Raw genomic sequence first — 20,127 nt, forward strand, 5'->3', positions numbered from 1 at the left:
CGCCGCGACGCTGGATCTGATGCCGCGGCCCTATGCCGATCTGGTGCTGACCGATCTGAGCGTGCAGCCCAGCGCGCAGTCCGGCGGCAAGCTGGCCGTCAGCTGGAGCGTCGCCAACACGGGGCTGGGCGTCACCAGCGTCAACGGCTGGAGCGACGTCGTCAGCCTCTCGCGCAACCCGGACGGCAGCGCCCCCTTCCTGAATGTCGGCTTCGACCACCTCGGCTCGCTGGCCGCCGGCGGCAGCTACAGCCGCACGGGCGAGATCACGCTGCCGCAGGACCTGTCCGGCACGATCTATGTGACGGTGCGGACCAACAGCGGCCAGCAGGCCTTCGAGTTCATCTTCAACGACGCCGCCAATGCGCGCAGCGCCGGCCCGGTGCAGATCACGCAGTCGCCGACGCCGGACCTCAAGGTCACCGGCATCAGCGCGCCGACGGCCGCCAACGAGAGCGACACGGTCGACATCACCTGGACCGTGCTGAACGACGGCCAGGCCGCCGCCCGGGGCAGCTGGACCGATGTGGTCTCGCTGCGCCGCGTCGGCGTCGACCCCAACGACCCGGCCTCGCCGCGGCCCATCTTCCTGGGCAGCTACACGACGAGCGGCCCGCTGGGCGCGGGCCTCAGCTACACCCGCACCGAGCGCATCAAGCTGCCGGCCCGCATCGAGCAGGGCTGGCAGGTGGTCGTGTCCACCGACACCGGCAACACGGTGTTCGAAGGCAGCCCCGAGATCGACAACAACACGCGGGTCAACAACGTCACCACCGTGCTGTCCCTGCTGCCGCGCCCCGATCTGCAGGTCGAGAACATCACTTTGCCGAGCAGCTCCATCACCGCCGGCAGCACCGCCTCGGTCAGCTTCGTGGTCGTCAACCGCGGCTCGGTGCCGACGACGACGCCGCACTGGGTCGACCGCGTCTATTTCTCGCTGGACGACCAGCCCGGCAACGACATCCTGCTGGCCACCGTGGCCAACGGTTCGGCGCTGGACGCCAACGGCGGCCAGTACCCGAGCAACTCGGTCAGCTTCGTGCTGCCCGAGCGCCTGCGCGGCCCCGGCCGCATCCTCGTGATCGCCGACGCCGACGGTGCGGTGGACGAATACCCGAGCATCAACGAGCGCAACAACTTCGCCAGCGTGCCGGTCACCATCACGGCCCAGCCGCTGGCCGATCTGGTGATGTCGGCCGTCGTCGCGCCGACGCAGGGTGTCTATGGCGGCGAGGTGTCGGTCAGCTATACCGTCACCAACAAGGGCTCGGCGCCGACCAGCGTGCCGAGCTGGACCGACAGCATCTGGCTGACCAAGGACAAGACCCGGCCCAGCCCCGGCCCGCGCTCGGTGCTGTCCCATGATGGCTCGCCCATCGTCATCCCCGGCAATGACGCGGTGCTTCTGGGCAGCTTCGGCCATGCCGGCGCGCTGGCCGTCGGCGAGAGCTATACGCAGACCGTCAAGGTTCGCATCCCGCAGCAGATCGCCTCGGGCACCTACTACATCACGCCCTGGAGCGATGCCTACGACGGCGTCTTCGAAGACCAGCTCGCCAGCAACGTCAATCCGGACGATCCGAACGAGGCCGACAGCAGCAATTACAAGGCGCGCGCGATCGACATCATCGGCACGCCGACCCCGCCGCTGCCCGACCTGATCGTCACCGAGATCAGCAGCAATGCCACGGCCGCGCAGCCGGGCTCGGTCGACGGCCCGCTGACGGTCAGCTGGACGGTGCGCAATATCGGCGAGGGCCAGGCGATCGGCGTCGGCGGCACCTGGTACGACTATGTCTTCGCCCACGACACCGCCAATATCGACGACCCGAATGCCAAGGTCTGGTTCCTGGGCGCCTTCGAGCGCGCCAGGTCGCTGGACGCGCTGCAGAGCTACACGCAGACCAAGAGCTTCGAGCTGGCGCCGGCGCTGAAGGGCCTGCGCATCTCGGTGATCGCCGATGCGAATCCGATCGCGCCCTTCGTCATCGAGAGCAACGAGCTGAACAATCTGAAGACCATCGATGCGACGATCGTCGCGCGCCCCGCCGATCTGAAGGTCACCTCGATCAGCACCCAGCCGCTCAACTACTCGGGCGAGAAGACGCAGCTGAGCTGGACCGTGCTCAACGACGGCGCCGACGTCTGGAGCGGCACCCATTTCTGGAGCGACCGCGTCTACATCTCGCCCGATCCGACCTTCGGCAACCGCGCGGTCTCGCTGGGCAGCTTCGTCCATGCGGCCGGCGGCGGCCTGGCCCATGGCCAGAGCTACACGACGACGGCCGAGGTCACCGTGCCGGCCGGCTGGGACGGGCCCTACTACGTCTATGTCTTCACCGACGCCGCGCCGGAACCGAACGGCAGCGAGCCCAACGCGGGCAAGAACAGCGACGCGCTCGCCTTCTTCGGCGGCTCGGTCTACGAGGGCGCCGCCGCCACCAACAATATGGGCCGGGCCGACATCGCCATCACCTACCGCGAGCCCGATCTGAAGATCACGCAGATCACGGTGCCGGGCGCGGTCAGCTCCGGCCAGTCGGTGGCGCTGAGCTTCACCGTCAGCAACCAGGGCACGCGCGATACGCGGCAATGGTCCTGGTTCGACCGCATCTATCTGTCGCGCGATCCCTCGCTGGACAGCAGCGATCTGCAGCTGGCCAGCTTTATTCACTACGGCGGCCTGGCCAAGGACGGCAGCTACACGGTCAACACGACGCTGCAGATCCCCCCCGATGCCGACGGCCCCTTCTACCTGATCGCCTACACCGATGCCGACGTCGTCGGCACCGAGCCCAATGGCGCGGCCAATGTCGGCGTCAAGCAGGTGTTCCAGAACCGCGACGCGGTCCCCGAGTTCCGCGACGAGGGCAATAACGTGGTCGTGCTGCCGCTGCAGGTCACGCTCTCGCCGGCCGCCGATCTGCATGTGGCCAGCGTCGGCGCCACGCCCGAGCAGCCGACCCGCGGCCAGACCCTGACCGTCAACTACACGGTCGTCAACCAGGGCGGCGCGGCCACGGCAGCCAATGCGGTCTGGCGCGACCAGGTCTATCTCTCGGTCGATCCGGTGCTGGATCTGCGCAGCGACCGCTATCTGGGCGACATCGAGCACAAGGGCATGGTCGCCGCCGGCGGGCACTACGACGGCAGCGGCACGTTCAAGCTGCCGGCCGGTCTGACCGGCTCCTACTACGTCTTCGTCGTTACCGATCCTATCCTCAGCCCGAGCGGCGAGCCGCGCGGCAAGGTCTTCGAGGGCACGCGCGAGGACAATAACGCGACGGCCACCCAGGCGCCCATCATCATCAAGCTGCCGCCGCCGTCCGACCTGGTCGTCGACGACATCGTCCTGCCCGCCAGCGGCACGACCGGCGACGAGGTCAAGATCAAGTTCACCGTCAGCAACAGCCCGACGGCCGCCGCCGCCGAGGGCTCCTGGACCGACTCCGTCTATCTGTCGGTCGACAGCGAATGGGGCCTGCAGGACATCCTGCTCGGCAAGGTGCTCCACCAAGGTACGCTGGCCGCTGGCGACAGCTATGTCTCCGAGCTGACGGCCAAGCTGCCGCCGGCCAAGGCCGGCAGCTACCGCATCATCGTCCGCGCCGACATCTACAACGAGGTCAACGAGGGCTCCGGCGGCAACATCGGCGAGCGCAACAACACCACGTCCAGCGCCGGCCCGATCAGCATCAGCGTGCCCACGCTGGGCCTGGGCGTGCCGCTGGAGACGACGCTCGCCCCGGGCGAGCAGCGCCTGTACCGGGTGACGGTCGGCGCCAACGAGACGCTGCAGGTCGTGCTGGATGCGGACGACGAGCTGACATCGAACGAGCTCTACGTCCGCTACGGCGACGCCGCCAGCCCCTCGGCCTTCGATTTCGGCGCGCTGCAGCAGCTGTCGGCCGACCCGATGACGCGGGTGCCGACCACCCAGGCGGGCGACTACTACGTGCTGATCTCGGGCCGGCCCGGCAACAAGAACAGCACGCCGGTGACGCTGAGCGCCAAGCTCCTGCCCTTCAGCATCACCGACATCGCGCAGGACCAGGGCGGCGACGGCAAATGGGTCAGCGCCACCATCAGCGGCGCCGGCTTCAAGCCGGGCGCCGTCGTCAAGCTGGTGCGGCCGGGCATCCTCGAGGTGGCGCCGGCCCGCTACCAGGTGATCGACGCGACGACGATCAAGGCAATCTTCGACCTGACCGAGGTGCCGCACGGCCTCTACGACGTTGCCGTCATCAACCCCGATGGCGCGATGGCCACCCTGCCCTACCGCTATCTGGTCGAGACGGCGCTGCCGATCGACGTGACCATCGGCCTGGGCGGCCCGCGCGTCGTGCCCTCGGGCCAGACCGGGCTCTACAGCATCTCGCTGCAAAGCCTGACCAATGTCGACACGCCCTATGTCTACTTCAGCTTCGGCGTGACCGAGCTGGGCGACAACGCCAAGGTCTACGGCCTGCCCTACACGACCTTCAGCTCCAACGTCGGCGGCCGGCCGGACGGCGATCTGCGCAGCGACGTCGGCTGGGCCAGCCTGGACAGCGAGGTGAACAGCTTCGGCACGATGCTGGCGCCCGGTTATGCGCTGGACGTCGAGGCCGGTGGCTATGTCGGCATGAATTTCACCGTCACCGCCTGTCCGGGCCTGCAGGCGATCTTCGACCGCAATTTCGAGGCCTACAGGCGCGCCGTCTACGAGGCCCGGCCCGATCTGGCCAAGGCCGATGTGCTGAAGGACGGCGTCGGCTCGCTGGGCAGCTGGCTGGCCGAATGGTTCAGCAACCCGAACGCCAAGATCAACGACTGCATCGGCCTGTTCGCGCCCTTCCTGTTCAATGTGAACGCGGCGGCCACGCCGCTGACCCGCGACGAGTTCGTGCTGCTGCAGACCCGGGAGGCCGAGCGCCTGCGCACGGCCGTGCTGGCCGACACCAAGGCCAATGCGAGCCTGGTCAATCTCGCGGCCGACCGCGACACCTGGGTTCAGGCCTATCTGGGCGCGCTGGAAGAAAGCGGCCTCTTGCGTCCGGCCGACCAGGCGCCGCCGATCCGCAGCGACGAGAAGGTCATCAGCCTGATGGCGACGCTGGCCAGCGGCATCCTGATCGGCCCGGTCGGCCAGCAGATCGCCGGCCCGGCAACGCTGAGCGCCTTCTTCGAACAGATGCACAAGTGGTACGGCGACATGCCGGGCACGCTCACCGATCTGCTCGGCGTCGATCACCGCGAATCGCAGGAATGCGGCGAGTACAACATTCCGGTGCCGGTCTCGGGCAACTATGCCGACTACAACCTGGCGCTCTCGCACCCGACCTACTTCCAGTCGATCAATATCTTCTCGCCGTTCAGCGCCAGCTCGGCCGTCACATCGACCGACCCGGGCTTCTCCTCGCTGGCCAGCAGCAATCAGCTGAGCCTGCTGGAGCTGCAGAAGCTGTTCGACCAGATCGCGCAGAACAACAACGACGGCGCCCTGATCATCGGCCCGAACGGCTATGGCGACCAGCAGTTCCTGCCCGCCAACACGCCGCTGCCCTACACGATCCGCTTCGCCAACCCGAGCGGCGCCGCGACGGCCGCCGAACAGCTGCGCATCTCGACCCAGCTGGACAGCGATCTCTCGCTGCGCTCCTTCCGCCTCGGCGACGTCAACATCGGCGGCATCACCATCCATGTGCCGCAGGACCGCGCCGCCTTCCAGGGCGACTTCGATCTGCGCAACTCGCTGGGTTTCATCGTGCGCGTCAGCGCCGGCGTCGACCCGGACACGCGCATCGCAACATGGTTGCTGCAGGCCATCGACCCCGACACAGGCGAGGTGCTGCAGGACGCCACCCGCGGCCTGCTGCAGCCCGACGATGCGCAGGGCCGCGGCCAGGGCTTCGTCAGCTACACGGTGCAGGCCGCCTTCGAGGCGCAGGACGGCGCGACGGTAGAGGCGCAGGCCCGCGTCGAGCTGGACGGCCGCGCGCCGATGGAAACGGCCCGCATCAGCAGCACGCTGGACCTGAGCCCGCCGACGACCACCTTGAGCGCCGCGCCGGTCCAGGCCGGCAGCGCCGACTACCAGGTGAACTGGCAGGCCAGCGACGGCAACACCGGCTCGGGCGTGCGCAGCACCACCGTCTATGTGCGCGAGGACGGCGGCGCCTGGACGATCTGGAAGCAGCAGAGCACCGACAGCAGCGGCGTCTACAGCGGCCGCGCCGGCCACAGCTACCAGTTCCTGGCCCTGTCGATCGACAACGCCGGGAATCGCGAGCTGGCCCCCAGCAGCGACCTGCCCAGCGACGGCGCCGTGGTCGATCTCGGCGGCACGCCCCAGGTCGGCCGCACGACGCAGGACATCGCCCCCGCACCGCCACCCAGCAATGCCGACAGCACGAAGGAGCTGTTCCTGAAGGCCCGGCAGAACCTGCCCGGCCCGGTCTCCTCGCGGCCCTCGCTGTTCCAGACCGTGCTGGCGCCCTTCGCCGGCGAGGCCTTCGGCACCGGCATCACGCAGAGCTTCGCCGGCATCGGCCCGCTGGCCCTGCTGCAGCGCCCGGACGGGACCTTTGTCGTCAGCGGCGGCGGCAACCGCGGCGCCCTCTATCTGTTCGACGCCACCGGAGGCCGCGCGCTGGCGCCGGCCGTTCAGCTGGACAGCCCCATCTACGACCTCGCCTATGACGCTGGCGGCGGGCTCTGGGCCACCAGCGGCGGCGGCCAGCTGCTGGAGCTCGACCCGCAGTCGCTGGAGATCATCAACCGCTACGGCGACAGCCTGACGCAGTCGCTGGCCTTCGATCGCGCCAAGGGCCTGTTCTACGTCTCCTCCGGCAATGGCGTCGAGCGCTTCGACCCGGTCACGCGGAGCTTCAGCCACTTCAGCAATATCCGTGTCGACGATCTCGCGATCGCGCCGGACGGCAGCCTCTGGGCCAGCGCCTGGCCCCAGCGCGGCCAGATCATCCGTTTCGATGCTCAGGGCCGCGCGCAGGCGCAGCTGGACATAGCCGCCGAGCTCGACTCGCTCGCCTTCGGCCAGGCCGGTACCGCCTTGCAGGGCCTGCTCTTCGTCTCGGCCCGCATCGAATCGGGCAGCCCCGACAAGGCCAGCCTCTATATGGTGGACCTGGCGACGATGAACTGGCTGGCCGTCGCCCAAGGCGGCCCCAGCGCCGAGCAGTTGCTGGCCACCGACGACGGTCGCCTGCTGATCGCCAATGGCAGCCAGGTCGACGTGCTGGCCCCCCTGGTCGCCCCGGCCGTGCTGCGCACCAGTCCGGCCGCCGGCGCCATCGTCGCGCTGCCGCTCAGCAGCCTGACCGTCACCTTCGACCACGATATGCGCGTCGGCAGCGACGGCGACCTCGCCTCGGTTACCAACGTCGCCAACTACCACCTCGTCGATGACACGGGCAAGGCCGTCACGATCGCTTCGTTGGCTTATGACCCGGCCAGCCGCACGGTGACCTTGCGCTTCGAGTCGCCCGACGGCGGCAACTACACGCTGACCATCGCCAAGCGCATCCGCTCGGCGGTCGGCCTGGAGATGGCCGCCCCGCACCAGGTCGCCTTCACCGCGGTGTCGGACTTCTCGACCCTGCTGGACATCCAGTTCCTCGCCACCCGCTCCGACCGCGCCAGCGGCACCCTGTCCTTCGACGTCAAGGTCACGAACAAGAGCGACTACGACCTCAAGGTGCCGCTGCTGCTGGTGTTGGACCCCTCGCGCTACTTCGCCGGCTCGGTCGCCGGCGCGACCAGCGGGGCCAACGGCCTGTGGCTGCTCGACCTGGGCACCGGCCTGCCCGGCGGCGTGTTCGCGCGCGGCGCGTCGACGCAGCTGACGACGATCAAGCTGAACAACCCGTTGGGCCAGCGGGTCGAGATCGGCGCCGGCGTCTATGCCCTGCCCTATCCGAACCAGACGCCGAGCTTCCAGCAGGCACCGCTGACCCAGGCCCGGGCCGGCACGCCCTATGTCTACGAAGCCAAGGCCGAAGATCCCGAGCACAGCGCGCTGACCTGGGTCATGCTGCAGGGCCCGCAAGGCGCGACAGTGGATGCCGCGACCGGTCTCCTGCGCTGGACGCCCACGCCCGACAGCCCCGAAAAGAGCTCCATCGTCCTGCGCGTCTACGACACCCGCGGTGCCTACGCGACCCAGGCCTTCGTCATCGAGACCGAGGGCGCCAACCGCGCGCCGCTGCTGGACCTGCCGAGCTCCGTGCGCCTGATCGAGGGCCAGGCCTTCACGCTGGCCATCACCGCCGCCGACCCCGAGGGTCGGCCGCTCAGCTATTCGGCCAACGGCCTGCCGCCCGGTGCCCGCTTCGACAGCCAGCGCGCCGTCTTTGAATGGACGCCGGGCTATGACGCCGCCGGCGACTATCGCGATCTGAGCTTCACCGTCAGCGACGGCATCAACACGGTGACCCGCGTGCTGAGCGTCATCGTCGACCAGGCCAATGCGCCGCCGGTGCTGCTGGGCATCCCCGATCGCACGGTGCGCCAGGGCGATCCGGTGCAGTTCACGCTGCGCGCCAGCGATGTCGACAGCCAGACGCTCACCTATTCCGCCGAGCTGCTGCCGCCCGGCGCGACGCTGGACCCAAACACCGGCGCCTTCCACTGGCTGCCGCCGCTGGACAGCGCCCCCGAATACAGCTTGCGCTTCCGCGTCTCCGACGGCGAGACCAGCGTCGAGCGCACCGTCCACTTCACGGTGCTCAATGTCAATGCGGCGCCGGTGTTCGCGCCGGTCCTCAATGCCTCGGTGCTGGAGGGCCAGACCCTGACCCTGCTGCTGAATGCCGTCGATCCGGACAACCCGCGCTACATCCCGCAGGTGCGCCTGGCCGACGGCACTTTGTCGGCGCCGGAAGGACCGCAGCCGACCGTGACTTACAGCGTCAGCGGCCTGCCCGACGGCGCGAGCTTCGACCCCTTCACCGGCACGCTGCACTGGACGCCCGGCTATGACCGGGCCGGCCCCTACAGCATCGTCGTCACCGCCACCGACGATGGCGACGGCAGCGGCACGCCGCTGTCGACCAGCATGACCGTGCCGATCACGGTGCTGAACGCGAACCGGCCGCCGCTGGTGCCGGCGCAGGAAAACCTGACCGTGCAGAAGGGCCAGACGGTCGACGTGCCGGTGGAGGTGAGCGACGCCGACGGCAATCCGCTCGACCTGGTCTTCACCGTCACCCTGCGCGGCCTGCCCTATGAGGTGTCGGTCAATGGCCAGCCGACGCGGGCCGATGGTGGCACGCCGTTGTTCAACTTCGTCTCGACCGGCAACGGCACCGGTTATCTGCGCATCACCCCCGGCGAGCGCGACCGCGGCGACTACATCGTCACGCTGACGGCCAGCGACAACGGCGACGGGGGCGGCGCCAAGGACCGGCTCTCGGCCTCGCAGACCTTCGTCGTCAAGATCGCCTCGGCCGCCGAGCCGCCGCTGCTGGCCACCATCGGCCCCAAGGTGGCCCTGATCGGCCAGACGCTGCAGTTCACGGTCAAGGCCAGCGACCTCGACCAGGATGCGCTCATCTTCACCGCCAAGGACAAGCCGGCCAGCGCCAGTCTCGTCCAGGGCAGCCAGTACGGCAGCGCCGTCTTCAGCTGGACGCCGACCGCCGCCGACGCCGGCACGACATCCATCACCTTCATCGTCACCGACAGCGCCGGCAACAGCGACCAGCAGACGGTGGCGATCACGGTGCGCAACGAGAACCTCGCGCCCATCCTGCAGCCGATCGGCAATCGCAGCGTGGCCGAGGGCCAGCTGCTGGACCTGCAGTTCGCCGCCAGCGATGCCAATGGCGACACGCTGACCTACAGCATCGCCAACGCGCCGCCCGGCGCGGTCTTCGACCCGGTGGCCGGCCGGCTGCGCTGGGCCACCGACTTCTTCTCCGCCGGCATCTACCGCGACGTGCTGGTCACCGTCTCCGACGGCGCGATGAGCAGCAGCGAAAAGTTCGACATCACCGTCACGCCCACCAACCAGGCGCCGGTGATCGTGCGCATCCCGCCGCTGGGCACGCAGGAGCAGCGCCTGCTGAACTTCACCCTGACCGGGGCCGACCCCGACGGTGACGTGCTGACTTACCAGCCGCTGGCGCCGCTGCCCGAGGGGGCCGAGTTCGACCGCGCGACCGGCAGCTTCACCTGGCTGCCGGGCTACGAGCAGGCCGGCGCCTACGAGCTGCCGTTCGCCGTGCGCGATCCGCTGGGCCTGCAGGATGCTTTTGTCCTCCATGTGGATGTCGCCAACGTCAACCGCACGCCCGTGCTGGCCTTCACCCATCACCAGGTGGCGCTGGGCGACACGATGCAGTTCCGCCTGGTCGCCAGCGATGCCGATGCGGGCACGAATCTGGTCTTCAGCGCCCGCGGCCTGCCCGACGGCGTCGACTTCAACAGCACGAGCGGCCAGATCACTTGGACGCCAACCGCCGGCCAGATCGGCGACTACCTGGCCGTCGTCGGCGTCAGCGACGGCATCACGACGGTCGAACGCGGCCTCGCCCTGCGCGTCACCGCCCAGCCGGCCGGCCCGGTGCCGACCATCGTGCTCACGCCCAGCTTCCCGGCCGTGCCGGGCCAGCCGGTGGCGATCGATGTGCTGGCCGATGCCTTCTCGACACTGGCCGGTCGCACGCTGAGCGTCAACGGCGCCCCGCTGGCGTTGGACGCCAACGGCCACGCGGTCTTCACCGCGCCGGCGAGCGGCATCTACCAGCTGTTGGCCAGCGCCAGCGACCTCGACGGCTACACGGCCAGCAGCACCCTGCTGCTGCGCGTGCGCGATCCGCTGGACCACAACGCACCGGTCGTGGCGCTGGACACCGGCCTCGGCGGCGCCCACATCACGGCGCCGCTGGCCGTCACCGGCTCCGTGGCCGACAGCAATCTCGAGCGCTGGACCCTGGCCATCGCCCGCAGCGGCAGCGACAGCTTCACGACCATCGCCGGCGGCAATGCCGCGCTTGCCGGCACCCTGGCGACGCTGGACCCGGCCCGCTATGCACCCGGCTTCTACCAGCTGCGCCTGACGGCCACCGACGTCGCCGGCCGCAGCGCCGAGGCGAGGACCGCCTTCGAGCTGGCCGCCGCCCAGGCCACCGGCCGCTATACCCGCAGCAGCAGCGACTTCAGCGCCAGCTTGGCGGGCCATGCACTGGACTTCACGCGCCGCTACGACTCCTTCGCCGCGGACCAGGATGGCAGCTTCGGCAAGGGCTGGCGCCTGGCCTGGCGCGATCTGGATGTGACGGCCGATGTGCCCGCCACCGGCTCCGAGGCCAGCGGCGTCTACAACCCGCTGCGCTGGGGCACGCGCGTCTTCGTCGACACGCCCGACGGCGGCCGTGCCGGCTTCAGCTTCCAGCCGCTGGCCGTCACGGGCCAGGGCTTCACCTATTACGAGCCGCGCTGGGTGGCGGACGCCGGCGTCGGCTGGCAGCTGCTCTCGGCTCAGCTGCCGCTGCAGCAGGCCTCGGGCAAGTTTTATTCGCTGGACGACGGCAGCGCCTACAACCCGGCCTCGCTGGCCGGCCAGCGCGCCCAGTACACGCTGGTCGACACGGCCGGCACGCGCTGGGACATCCAGACCGGCCAGGGCGTCACCGGCATCACCTATGCCGACGGCGTTCACCTGGACGTCAATGGCAGCGGCGTCACCGCACCGGACGGCGAAGGCATCGTCTTCAGCAACGACGCCCAGGGGCGGCTCACCCGCGTCACCGCACCGGACGGCCGGGTCTTCGACTATGGCTACGACGCCGGCGGCAATCTGGTCGCGGCGCGTGACCTGTCGGCGGGCACTTCGCAGCGCTACGGCTATGCCGATCCGGCCAGCCATCTGCTGACCCTGGCCACCGCGCCAGGCAGCGGCGGCGAATCGATTGCCTATGGCAACAGGGTCAGCGTGCGCGTGATCGACGCCGACCTCGGCGCGGCGCTCGGCTACCTCGCCCAGGACCGCAGCGGCACGCTGGCCGCCGGTGCCGAGGCGCTGTACTCGCTGGCCGTGCGGCCCAGCGAGATCCAGCTGCCGCAGGGTGGCGCGATGCTGCTGGGCGTGCGGGTGAAGGCCACCAGCGGCTCGCTGGCACCGGCGATGCCGGTGATCGACGGGGCGGTGGCCATCGTCTCGGGCAGCGATGCCGAGGGCGCCTTCGCGATCTTCCGCATCACGGCCGAAGGCCTGAAGACCCTGCGCATCGCCGGCAGCGGCGCGGGCGACTACCAGCTGCATCTGTTTGCCGCCGGCGACGTCAACGGCGACAGCAAGGTCGACGGCGCCGACGCCGCGGTCTTGATGGCCGCGCGCGGCACGAGCCGCGGCCAGGCCACTTTCCTCGCCGCCGCCGACATCAACCGCGACGGCCAGATCAACGCCGCCGACGCCCAGCTGCTGTTCGCCAACCTCGGCTTCGCGCCCAACCAGGGCCCGACCCTAGGCGCCGGCTCCGGCTTCACCCATGTGGACCTGCTCAGCCAGGTGCCGGTCGCCTCCTTCCTCAGCGACCCCGAGGGCGATGCGCTGAGCTTCCGCATCGTATCGTCCACCCATGGCCAGGCCACGCTGTCCGGCGACGGCACGCGCGTGCTGTTCCGCCCCGAGGCCGGCTTTGCCGGCGACGCGACATTCACCGTCATCGCCGACGACGGCTTCACCCAGTCGTCCGCCGGCAATATCACCGTCCATGTCAGCGATGCACCGCTGCTGCAGCTGGACTTCGCCCAGCGCAATCCGACCCTGGCCCTGGGCGGCCGCTGGTTGCCCACGCTGATCGGCGATTTCGCCGACCAACAGGACGTGGTGCTGGACAGCAGCTACCTGACGCTGTCGATCAGCAATCCGGCGACGACCCGCTTGGTCGCCAACCAGGCCGTCATCGCGACGGCCCAGGGCTTCTCGATGCTCAGCGCGCAACGCGGCAGCATCGCCACCGCCACCGCCCTGGTGCTGGGCCAGCCCAATCCCTTCGAAAACCTGCAGCTCTTCAGCGGCCTGGACGTCTACCCGCATGCGATCACGCTGGTGCCGGGCATCGGCTACAAGCCGCTGACGGTCAAGGTCGAGGGCGGCGCCGAGGTGACGACCCAGACCGCTTATGTGGCGGGCAACAGCCAGGTTGTCAGCGTGGACGCCGCCGGCGTCATGCATGCGCTGGCCGAGGGCGACAGCGAGGTCGCCATCGTCTACAACGGCGCCGAGTTCCGCATGCCGGTGCATGTACGGGCGCCCGATATCGGCAGCGCGACGATGGGCACGCTGGGCGGTGCGGTGGCGACGCCGGACGGCGCCGTGCTGACGATCGCGCCGAATTCGATGGACGCGCCGCGCACGGTGTCGATCGAGCGGGTCGAGCGGTCGACGCTGCCGATGGCCGTGCCCGAGGGCTTCGATTTCCTCGGCGCCTTCAATATCGACCTCGGCGGCGAGACCCTGGACAACCCGGCGCAGTTTGCGGTCCGGGTGCCCGACGAGGTGCCGGCCGGCACGCGCCTGTACCTGTTCCGCGCCGGCGCCCTGCCCAACGAGCAGGGTCAGATGGAAGGCAAGTGGTTCCAGAACGAGGTGGCCGTCGTCGGCCTCGACCATATCGCCCGCACCAGCTCGCCGCCCTGGCCGGGCGTGCTCAACACCGGCATCTGGATGCTGGGCAAGGCCGGCTCCGACGTCAGCCTGGCCCAGGGCATCCTGACGGTAAACCTGCCGGTCGGCATGATCCCCTTCATCTCGGCCCCGGGCATAGGCGGCATCGCCACCTATGCGCCGACGATCGCGGTCAGCTTCAACGTCAGCCAGCTGCACATCGTCGCCATCCCGGTCCAGGGCCTGCCCATCGTCACGCCGGTGGGCGTGCACCTGAACCCGGGCGCCGTCACCACCTTCCAGGCGGTCGTCAACCAGCCCGCCTCGGCCGTGCCGGAGTCGCCGGTGATCCTGGCGCGCGGCTTCGAGTTCCGCAATGTCAACGGCCAGATGCAGCCGCTGCTGACCTTGGCGGGCCTGCATTTCGCCAGCGGCCCGGCCGGCACGCTGAGCTCCGAGCTGAAGGTGATGTTCCAGCAGAACGGCCGCACCGAGATCGGCGATCTGGTCGGCGGCGTCACGACCGATGCCGACGGCATCGAGCACATCGCGATCAAGGTGCCGCAGTCCATCATCCTGGGCCTGGCCAAGGTCTCGGTCGCCCGCATCGACCAGGTGCCTCAATGGGACGAGTGCACCGGCACGGTCAAGCCGCTGGACCGGGCCTATATCAGCCTGCCCGAGCAGTTGCCGGCGCCGGGCAGCTATGTGGTCTCGGCGCTGCGCACGCTGGGCCAGGTCGGTGTCTACACCCAGGGCGATCCGAGCGCGCCCGGCCTGGCCGGCCAGACCGCCGCCTTGCAACTGGTGGCGACGATTCCGGTCGGCACCTACCCGCGCGACACCGCGCTGACCGCCGACCACACGCGCGCCTATGTGAGCGTTTCCGGCAATCCGGGCGGCCGCAACGGCCTGGCCGTGGTCGACCTGATCGCGATGCAGCAGGTCAAGATCAAGGACGAGAACGATCCGGGCAGCACCATCATCAAGCTGCCCGCCGGCTCGCGCCCCTTCTGGGTCGCGCTCGATCCGGCCAACCGCTACGCCTATGTGAGCGAGGAAGATCCGCAGGGCGGCGGTATCCTGGGCCATGGCCTGATCTATGTGGTCGACATCGATCCGAACTCGCCCACCTTCAACCAGTACCTCAAGACCATCGACGTCGGCGTGGCGCCCTTCGGCCTACGCGAGCTGATCGTCAGCGAGGACGGCAAGCGCCTCTACGTTGCCGCGCCGAACCGCACCGGCTACGAGAAGCCGATCACCGGCTTCGAGAAGAGCGCCATCTACGTGATCAATGTCGATGCGGCCGATCGTCCGGAGAATCCCAACCACAATCCCAAGCATTTCTGGGAAGTGCTGGGCGCGATCCCGACCGGCGAGGAGACCTATGCGCTGCGCAACTCGGGCAGCGCCGACCGCATCCTCTTCACCAACCGTTATTTCGACAACGAGGACGCGGTCAGCTATATCGACGTCAAGGACCTCAGCGCGACGCCCTTCGGCACGCCCCATGCGCTGCTGGGCCCCGAGGGCCTGACCCTGGGCGGCACGAACAACAGCTTTGACGTCAACAACGCCAGCGACGTCATCGTCATTCCGGCCGACACCTTCAAGAGCGTGCTGGGCCATGCGCATCCGGAGTACATGCTGGTGGCCGGCTACAACCGCTATCAGCAGGGCATCCCCTCCTCCGACCCCGACTACGCACTGACCGCGCCCGGCAGCGGCCAGCCCAGCGGCAGCAATATCGGCGTCGTCCGCGCCGGCGAGCTGCTGGCGGCGACGACGCCGATCCCGATCGGCGTGCTCGACAACCTGGCCCTGGCCTCCGGCTACAACTACCTGTTCGCGGCCTTCCGCGGCGTCGACGTCGTCATTCCCGACCCCAGCGTGCCCGGCGGCGTGCGGCGCAGCACCGGCGCGGTGATGGCCTACAACCTGGTCAACCTGATCGGCCAGGTCGAGGCGATCTACAACAACAGCACGCTCACCGCCGGCCAGAAGCTGCGCATGTCGCGCTTCCCGATCGAGCAGCTGACCGACAACGCCGAACTGCTGCCGCTGCAGGAGGATCTGCAGGGCTACAACACCGCGATCGACATCAAGGCCGACTACCGCGTGATCGGCGCCAGCTTCGCCCGCGGCGAGTACAGCTTCGGCGTGCCCTATGTGATGGACGGCTTCGGCCACTACATCGATGCGCAGAACACGGTGCTGCCCTACTGGCGCGACGCCAAGGGCAACTGGTACCTGGTCACCTGGGACGCCAACAACAACATCGTCTCCAAGCTGCCCTACACGGCCGGCGTGCCGCCGGGCGTGCAGCTCTCGCCCAATGCACCGTTCGCGACCGGCGGCGCGGCCCAGGGCCTGTCCTCGCACCCGACCGAGGTGGCGCCGGGTCCGCGCATCGTCAACCAGTTCGACTTCGGCCGCAGCAGCGCGCTGAACGACCGCAACGATATGGGCGTCAAGGACCTGCTGGACGCCATCGTCGGCGACCCGCAGAACTGCCCGCCGGATCAGGTGGGCTCGACGGTCCAGATGGACAGCGGCGTCGTCAACGAGACGCATGCGCTGGTGTCCTACCAGTCGCTGGGCCAGACCCAGCAGCTGATGCTGAACTACGACTCGCTGGCCGCCGATCCGCGCCAGATCATCAACTTCAGCTTCGAGGGCCTGGCCGCCGAGCTCGATGCCTACCGACCGCATGCGCGCGCCGACGAGCTGAGCCCCGACGGCAAGCTGATCATGGCGGTGCAGATCACCGCCACCGGCGAGGACGGCACGAGCGTCACGACCGCCACCCAGTACTGGAAGATCAACCCCGGCCAGAACGTCATCACGGCCGCGATGATGGTGGACTTCAGCACGCTGCCGGCCGGCAATGTCTACTACACGGTGACGGCCAAGCTGGGCGGCAAGGACCGCATCAGCAATGGCACGCGGCTGAACACCAATGGCATCGACAGCGCCTTCGGCCGCGGCTGGAGCCTGCAAGGGCTGCAGACCTTGAAGGTGGACGCCGACGGCGGCGTCACCATCAGCGACGGCAATGGCAATGCCCAGCATTACGACCATATCGAGACGCCGGAACTGCAGAGCTCGACCTGCGTGACCGAGTCGCAGGACCTCTACCGCGGCGCGGAGGACAACCAGGTCACGCTGAAGAAAAACGCCAACGGCGAGTTCGAGCGCACGCTGGAGGACGGCACGGTCTACACCTATTCCGCGCCGACAAAGGACCCGGCGACCGGCAAGACCCTGCCCGGACACCTGATCAAGGTGACCGACCGCTACGGCAACGCCACCAAATACGACTACGACGCCGCCGGCAATCTGACCCGCATCACCGACCCGGTCGGCCTGAAGACCGAGTTCGGCTACAGCGGCAAGCAGGTCACCAGCATCACCGACCCGGCCGGCCGCATCACCAAGCTGGTCTACAGCGGCAAGGACCTGGTCAAGGTCATCGACCCCGACCAGTCCTTCAATAGCTTCGGCTACGACGCGCTGGGCCACCTGACCACGTCAACCAGCAAGCTGGGCGCCACCGACCTGCACATCTACGACGAGGTCAGCGGCCGGCTGAGCAAGGTGGAGCGCGCGGACGGCTCGAGCACCGAACTGACGCCCTGGCAGCTGAACGGCCTGACAGATCCGGCCCTGAGCATCGACAAGGCCAGCCCGGCCCAGGCCCAGGCGAAGAAGATCGATACCTTCACGGCGACGATGAAGTCGGCCAACGGCAACGTCCGCATCGAGACCATGGACGAGCATGGCCGCACGCTGCGGGCCGAAGACTCGCTGGGCGAATACCTGAACCACACCCGCGACGCGGCCGGCAACGTCATCAAGACCGGCAATATCGGCGGCGGCTTCACCGAGTCCAGCTACGACAGCCGTGGCAACCGCCTGACCTTGACCGACGCCTATGGCACCAGCAGCTTCAGCTACGACGGCAAGTTCAACCGCCTGACCAGCACGACGGACGCGCTCGGCCACACGACCCACTACCAGATCGACGCCAAGGGCAACAATATCGGCACGACCTGGGCCGACGGCACGCAGACGCTGTACAGCTATCTGCCGCAGGGCATGCTGTCAACGCAGACCGACGCGCTGGGCCGCCAGACGGCTTATTTCTACGACGCGCAGGGCCGGCTGGCCAAGGTCCGCTACCCGGACACCAGCTTCAAGACCTACGAGTACGACCTGGCCGGCAATATCTCGGCCATGGTGGACGAGCTGGGCCACCGCAGCGAATACAAGTACGACGCGATGAACCGCCTGGTGTCCACGCGCACGGCCGATCCGGACGGCGGCGGCCCGCAGACGCCCAGCACGCGCAGCAGCACGTACGACGCGGCGGGCAATATGCTCACCCAGACCGACGAGCTGGGCGCCGTCACGACGATGACGTACGACCAGCTGGGCCGCCTGACCAGCACCGTGGACCGCGAGGGCCACACCACGACGCGCGAGTACGACCTCAGCGGCAATCTGAAGAAGCTGACCGACGGCCGCAACAACAGCACCGAATACAGCTACGACCTGCGCAACCGCCTCGTCAAGCAGACCGACGCGCTGCAGGGCGAGAAGAGCTACGAGTACCAGCGCGCCAATCTGGTCAGCGCCATCACCGACGAGGAAGGTCACACCACCCGTCTGAGCTACGACGAGCGCGGCCGCCTGATCACCGAGACCGACGCCAACGGCAAGAAGACCAGCCACAGCTACGACGGCGCCAACAACAGGACCAGCACGACCGACGCGAACAACCAGCTCACGCAGTACCGCTACGACGCGATGAACCGCCTCTTCGAAACCGAGGATGCGCTGCATGGCATCACGGCGGCCGTCTACGACCCGGTCGGCAATCTGATCGCGAGCTTCGATGCGCTGCACCGCAAGAGCGTCACCGAGTACGACCTGCGCGACCGCCCGGTGCGCCAGACCGACGCCCTGGGCGGCGTCAAGACCTGGAGCTACGACGCGGCCGGCAATCTGATCAAGTCCGGCGACGAGCTGGGCCGCGAGACCCTGTACGGCTACGACAATCTGAACCGGCGCATCAGCATCACCCTGCCCGACCCGGACGGCAACGGCGCGCAACTGCCCTCGGTGACGACCACGGTCTATGACGCGGCCGGCCGGGTGGTCTCGGTGACCGATGCGCTGAATCACAAGACCAGCTATGCCTACGACGCGCTGGGCCGCCTGCTCAAGACCACCGACGCGCTGAACGGAACGATCAGCCGCAGCTACGACGAGAACGGCAATGTCGTGAAACTGGTCGACGCGCTGGGCGCGACCACGGTCAATGTCTACGACAAGCTCAACCGCCTCACCCAGAGCACCCTGCCCGACCCGGATGGCAGCAACGGCCAGCAGACCACGCCGGTGCGCAAGTACGCCTACGACAAGGTCGGCAATCTGACCCATGTCACCGATGCGCTGAACCACTCGACGAGCTACGAGTACGACAAGGTCGGCCGTCGCCTGCTGATGACCGACGCGCTCAACGGCGAGACGCGCTGGGAATACGACAACGTCGGCAATCTGAAATCGCTGACCGACCCGCTGGGGCACAAGACCAGCTACGTCTATGACGCGCTGAATCGCCGCGTCAGCGAAACCCTGCCAGGCGGCGGCTCGCCGGCCTCCAAGACCGAGACCGTCTTCGACGCGGTCGGCAATCTCATCGCCGTCGTCGACGCGCGCGGCAACACCACGACCTTCGGCTACGACGATCTGAACCGCCAGATCACGCGCAAGGACGCGCTGAACGGCCTGACCACGATGGTCTACGACAAGGTCGGCAACCTCGTCGCCTCCACCGACGAGGAAGGCCGCAAGACCAGCTACCTCTACGACGGCCAGGACCGCCGCATCCAGATCACCCAGCCGGACCCGGCCGGTGGCAGCGGCGTCGGTCCCATCACCACGTTCAGCTATGACGCGGCGGGCAGGCTCGTCGCCATCACCGACGCGCTGACGCACAGGACCGAGTACGACTATGACGCGCTGAACCGCCAGACCGCGATCCGCTTTGCCGACGGCACGAGCCGCTCGCAGAGCTACGACGCCGTCGGCCATATGCTGTCCAGCACCGACGAGACCGGCGCCAAGACGACGCGCAGCTATGACCTGCTGGGCCGTCTCGTCACCATCAGCGAGGCCGATCCCGACGGCGGCGGCCCGCTGACCTCGCCGCTGACGCGCCTGGTCTACGACGCCGAAGGCAATCTGCTCAGCAGCACCGATCCTCGCAATAACACGACGAGCTTCAGCTACGACGCGCTGAACCGCCGCGTGGACCGCATCGATGCGCTGAATAAGACCTCCACGCTGCGCTACGACGCGGCCGGTCGCATCGTCGAGAACATCGACGAGAGCGGGCGCAGCAGCAAGTACACGCTGGACGCCCAGGGCCGCGTGCTGAGCATCACCGATGCCGACCCCGATGGCAGCGGCGGCCCGCAGGCCGCGCCGGTCACCAGCTATACCTA

At 68.5% G+C, this 20,127-nt stretch carries 1 protein-coding gene (only partly in view); it reads left to right on the forward strand.

This entire window lies inside a single protein-coding gene on the forward strand: locus QWJ38_RS14615, encoding an Ig-like domain-containing protein. The 42,816-nt coding sequence extends 12,230 nt beyond the window's left edge and 10,459 nt beyond its right edge, so the window shows coding positions 12,231-32,357, spanning codon 4,077 (partial) through codon 10,786 (partial); the first complete codon in view begins at position 2. Both the start codon and the stop codon lie outside the window.

The sequence above is a fragment of the Roseateles violae genome (assembly GCF_030410485.1).
GTDB classification, from domain to species: Bacteria; Pseudomonadota; Gammaproteobacteria; order Burkholderiales; family Burkholderiaceae_C; genus Roseateles_D; species Roseateles_D violae.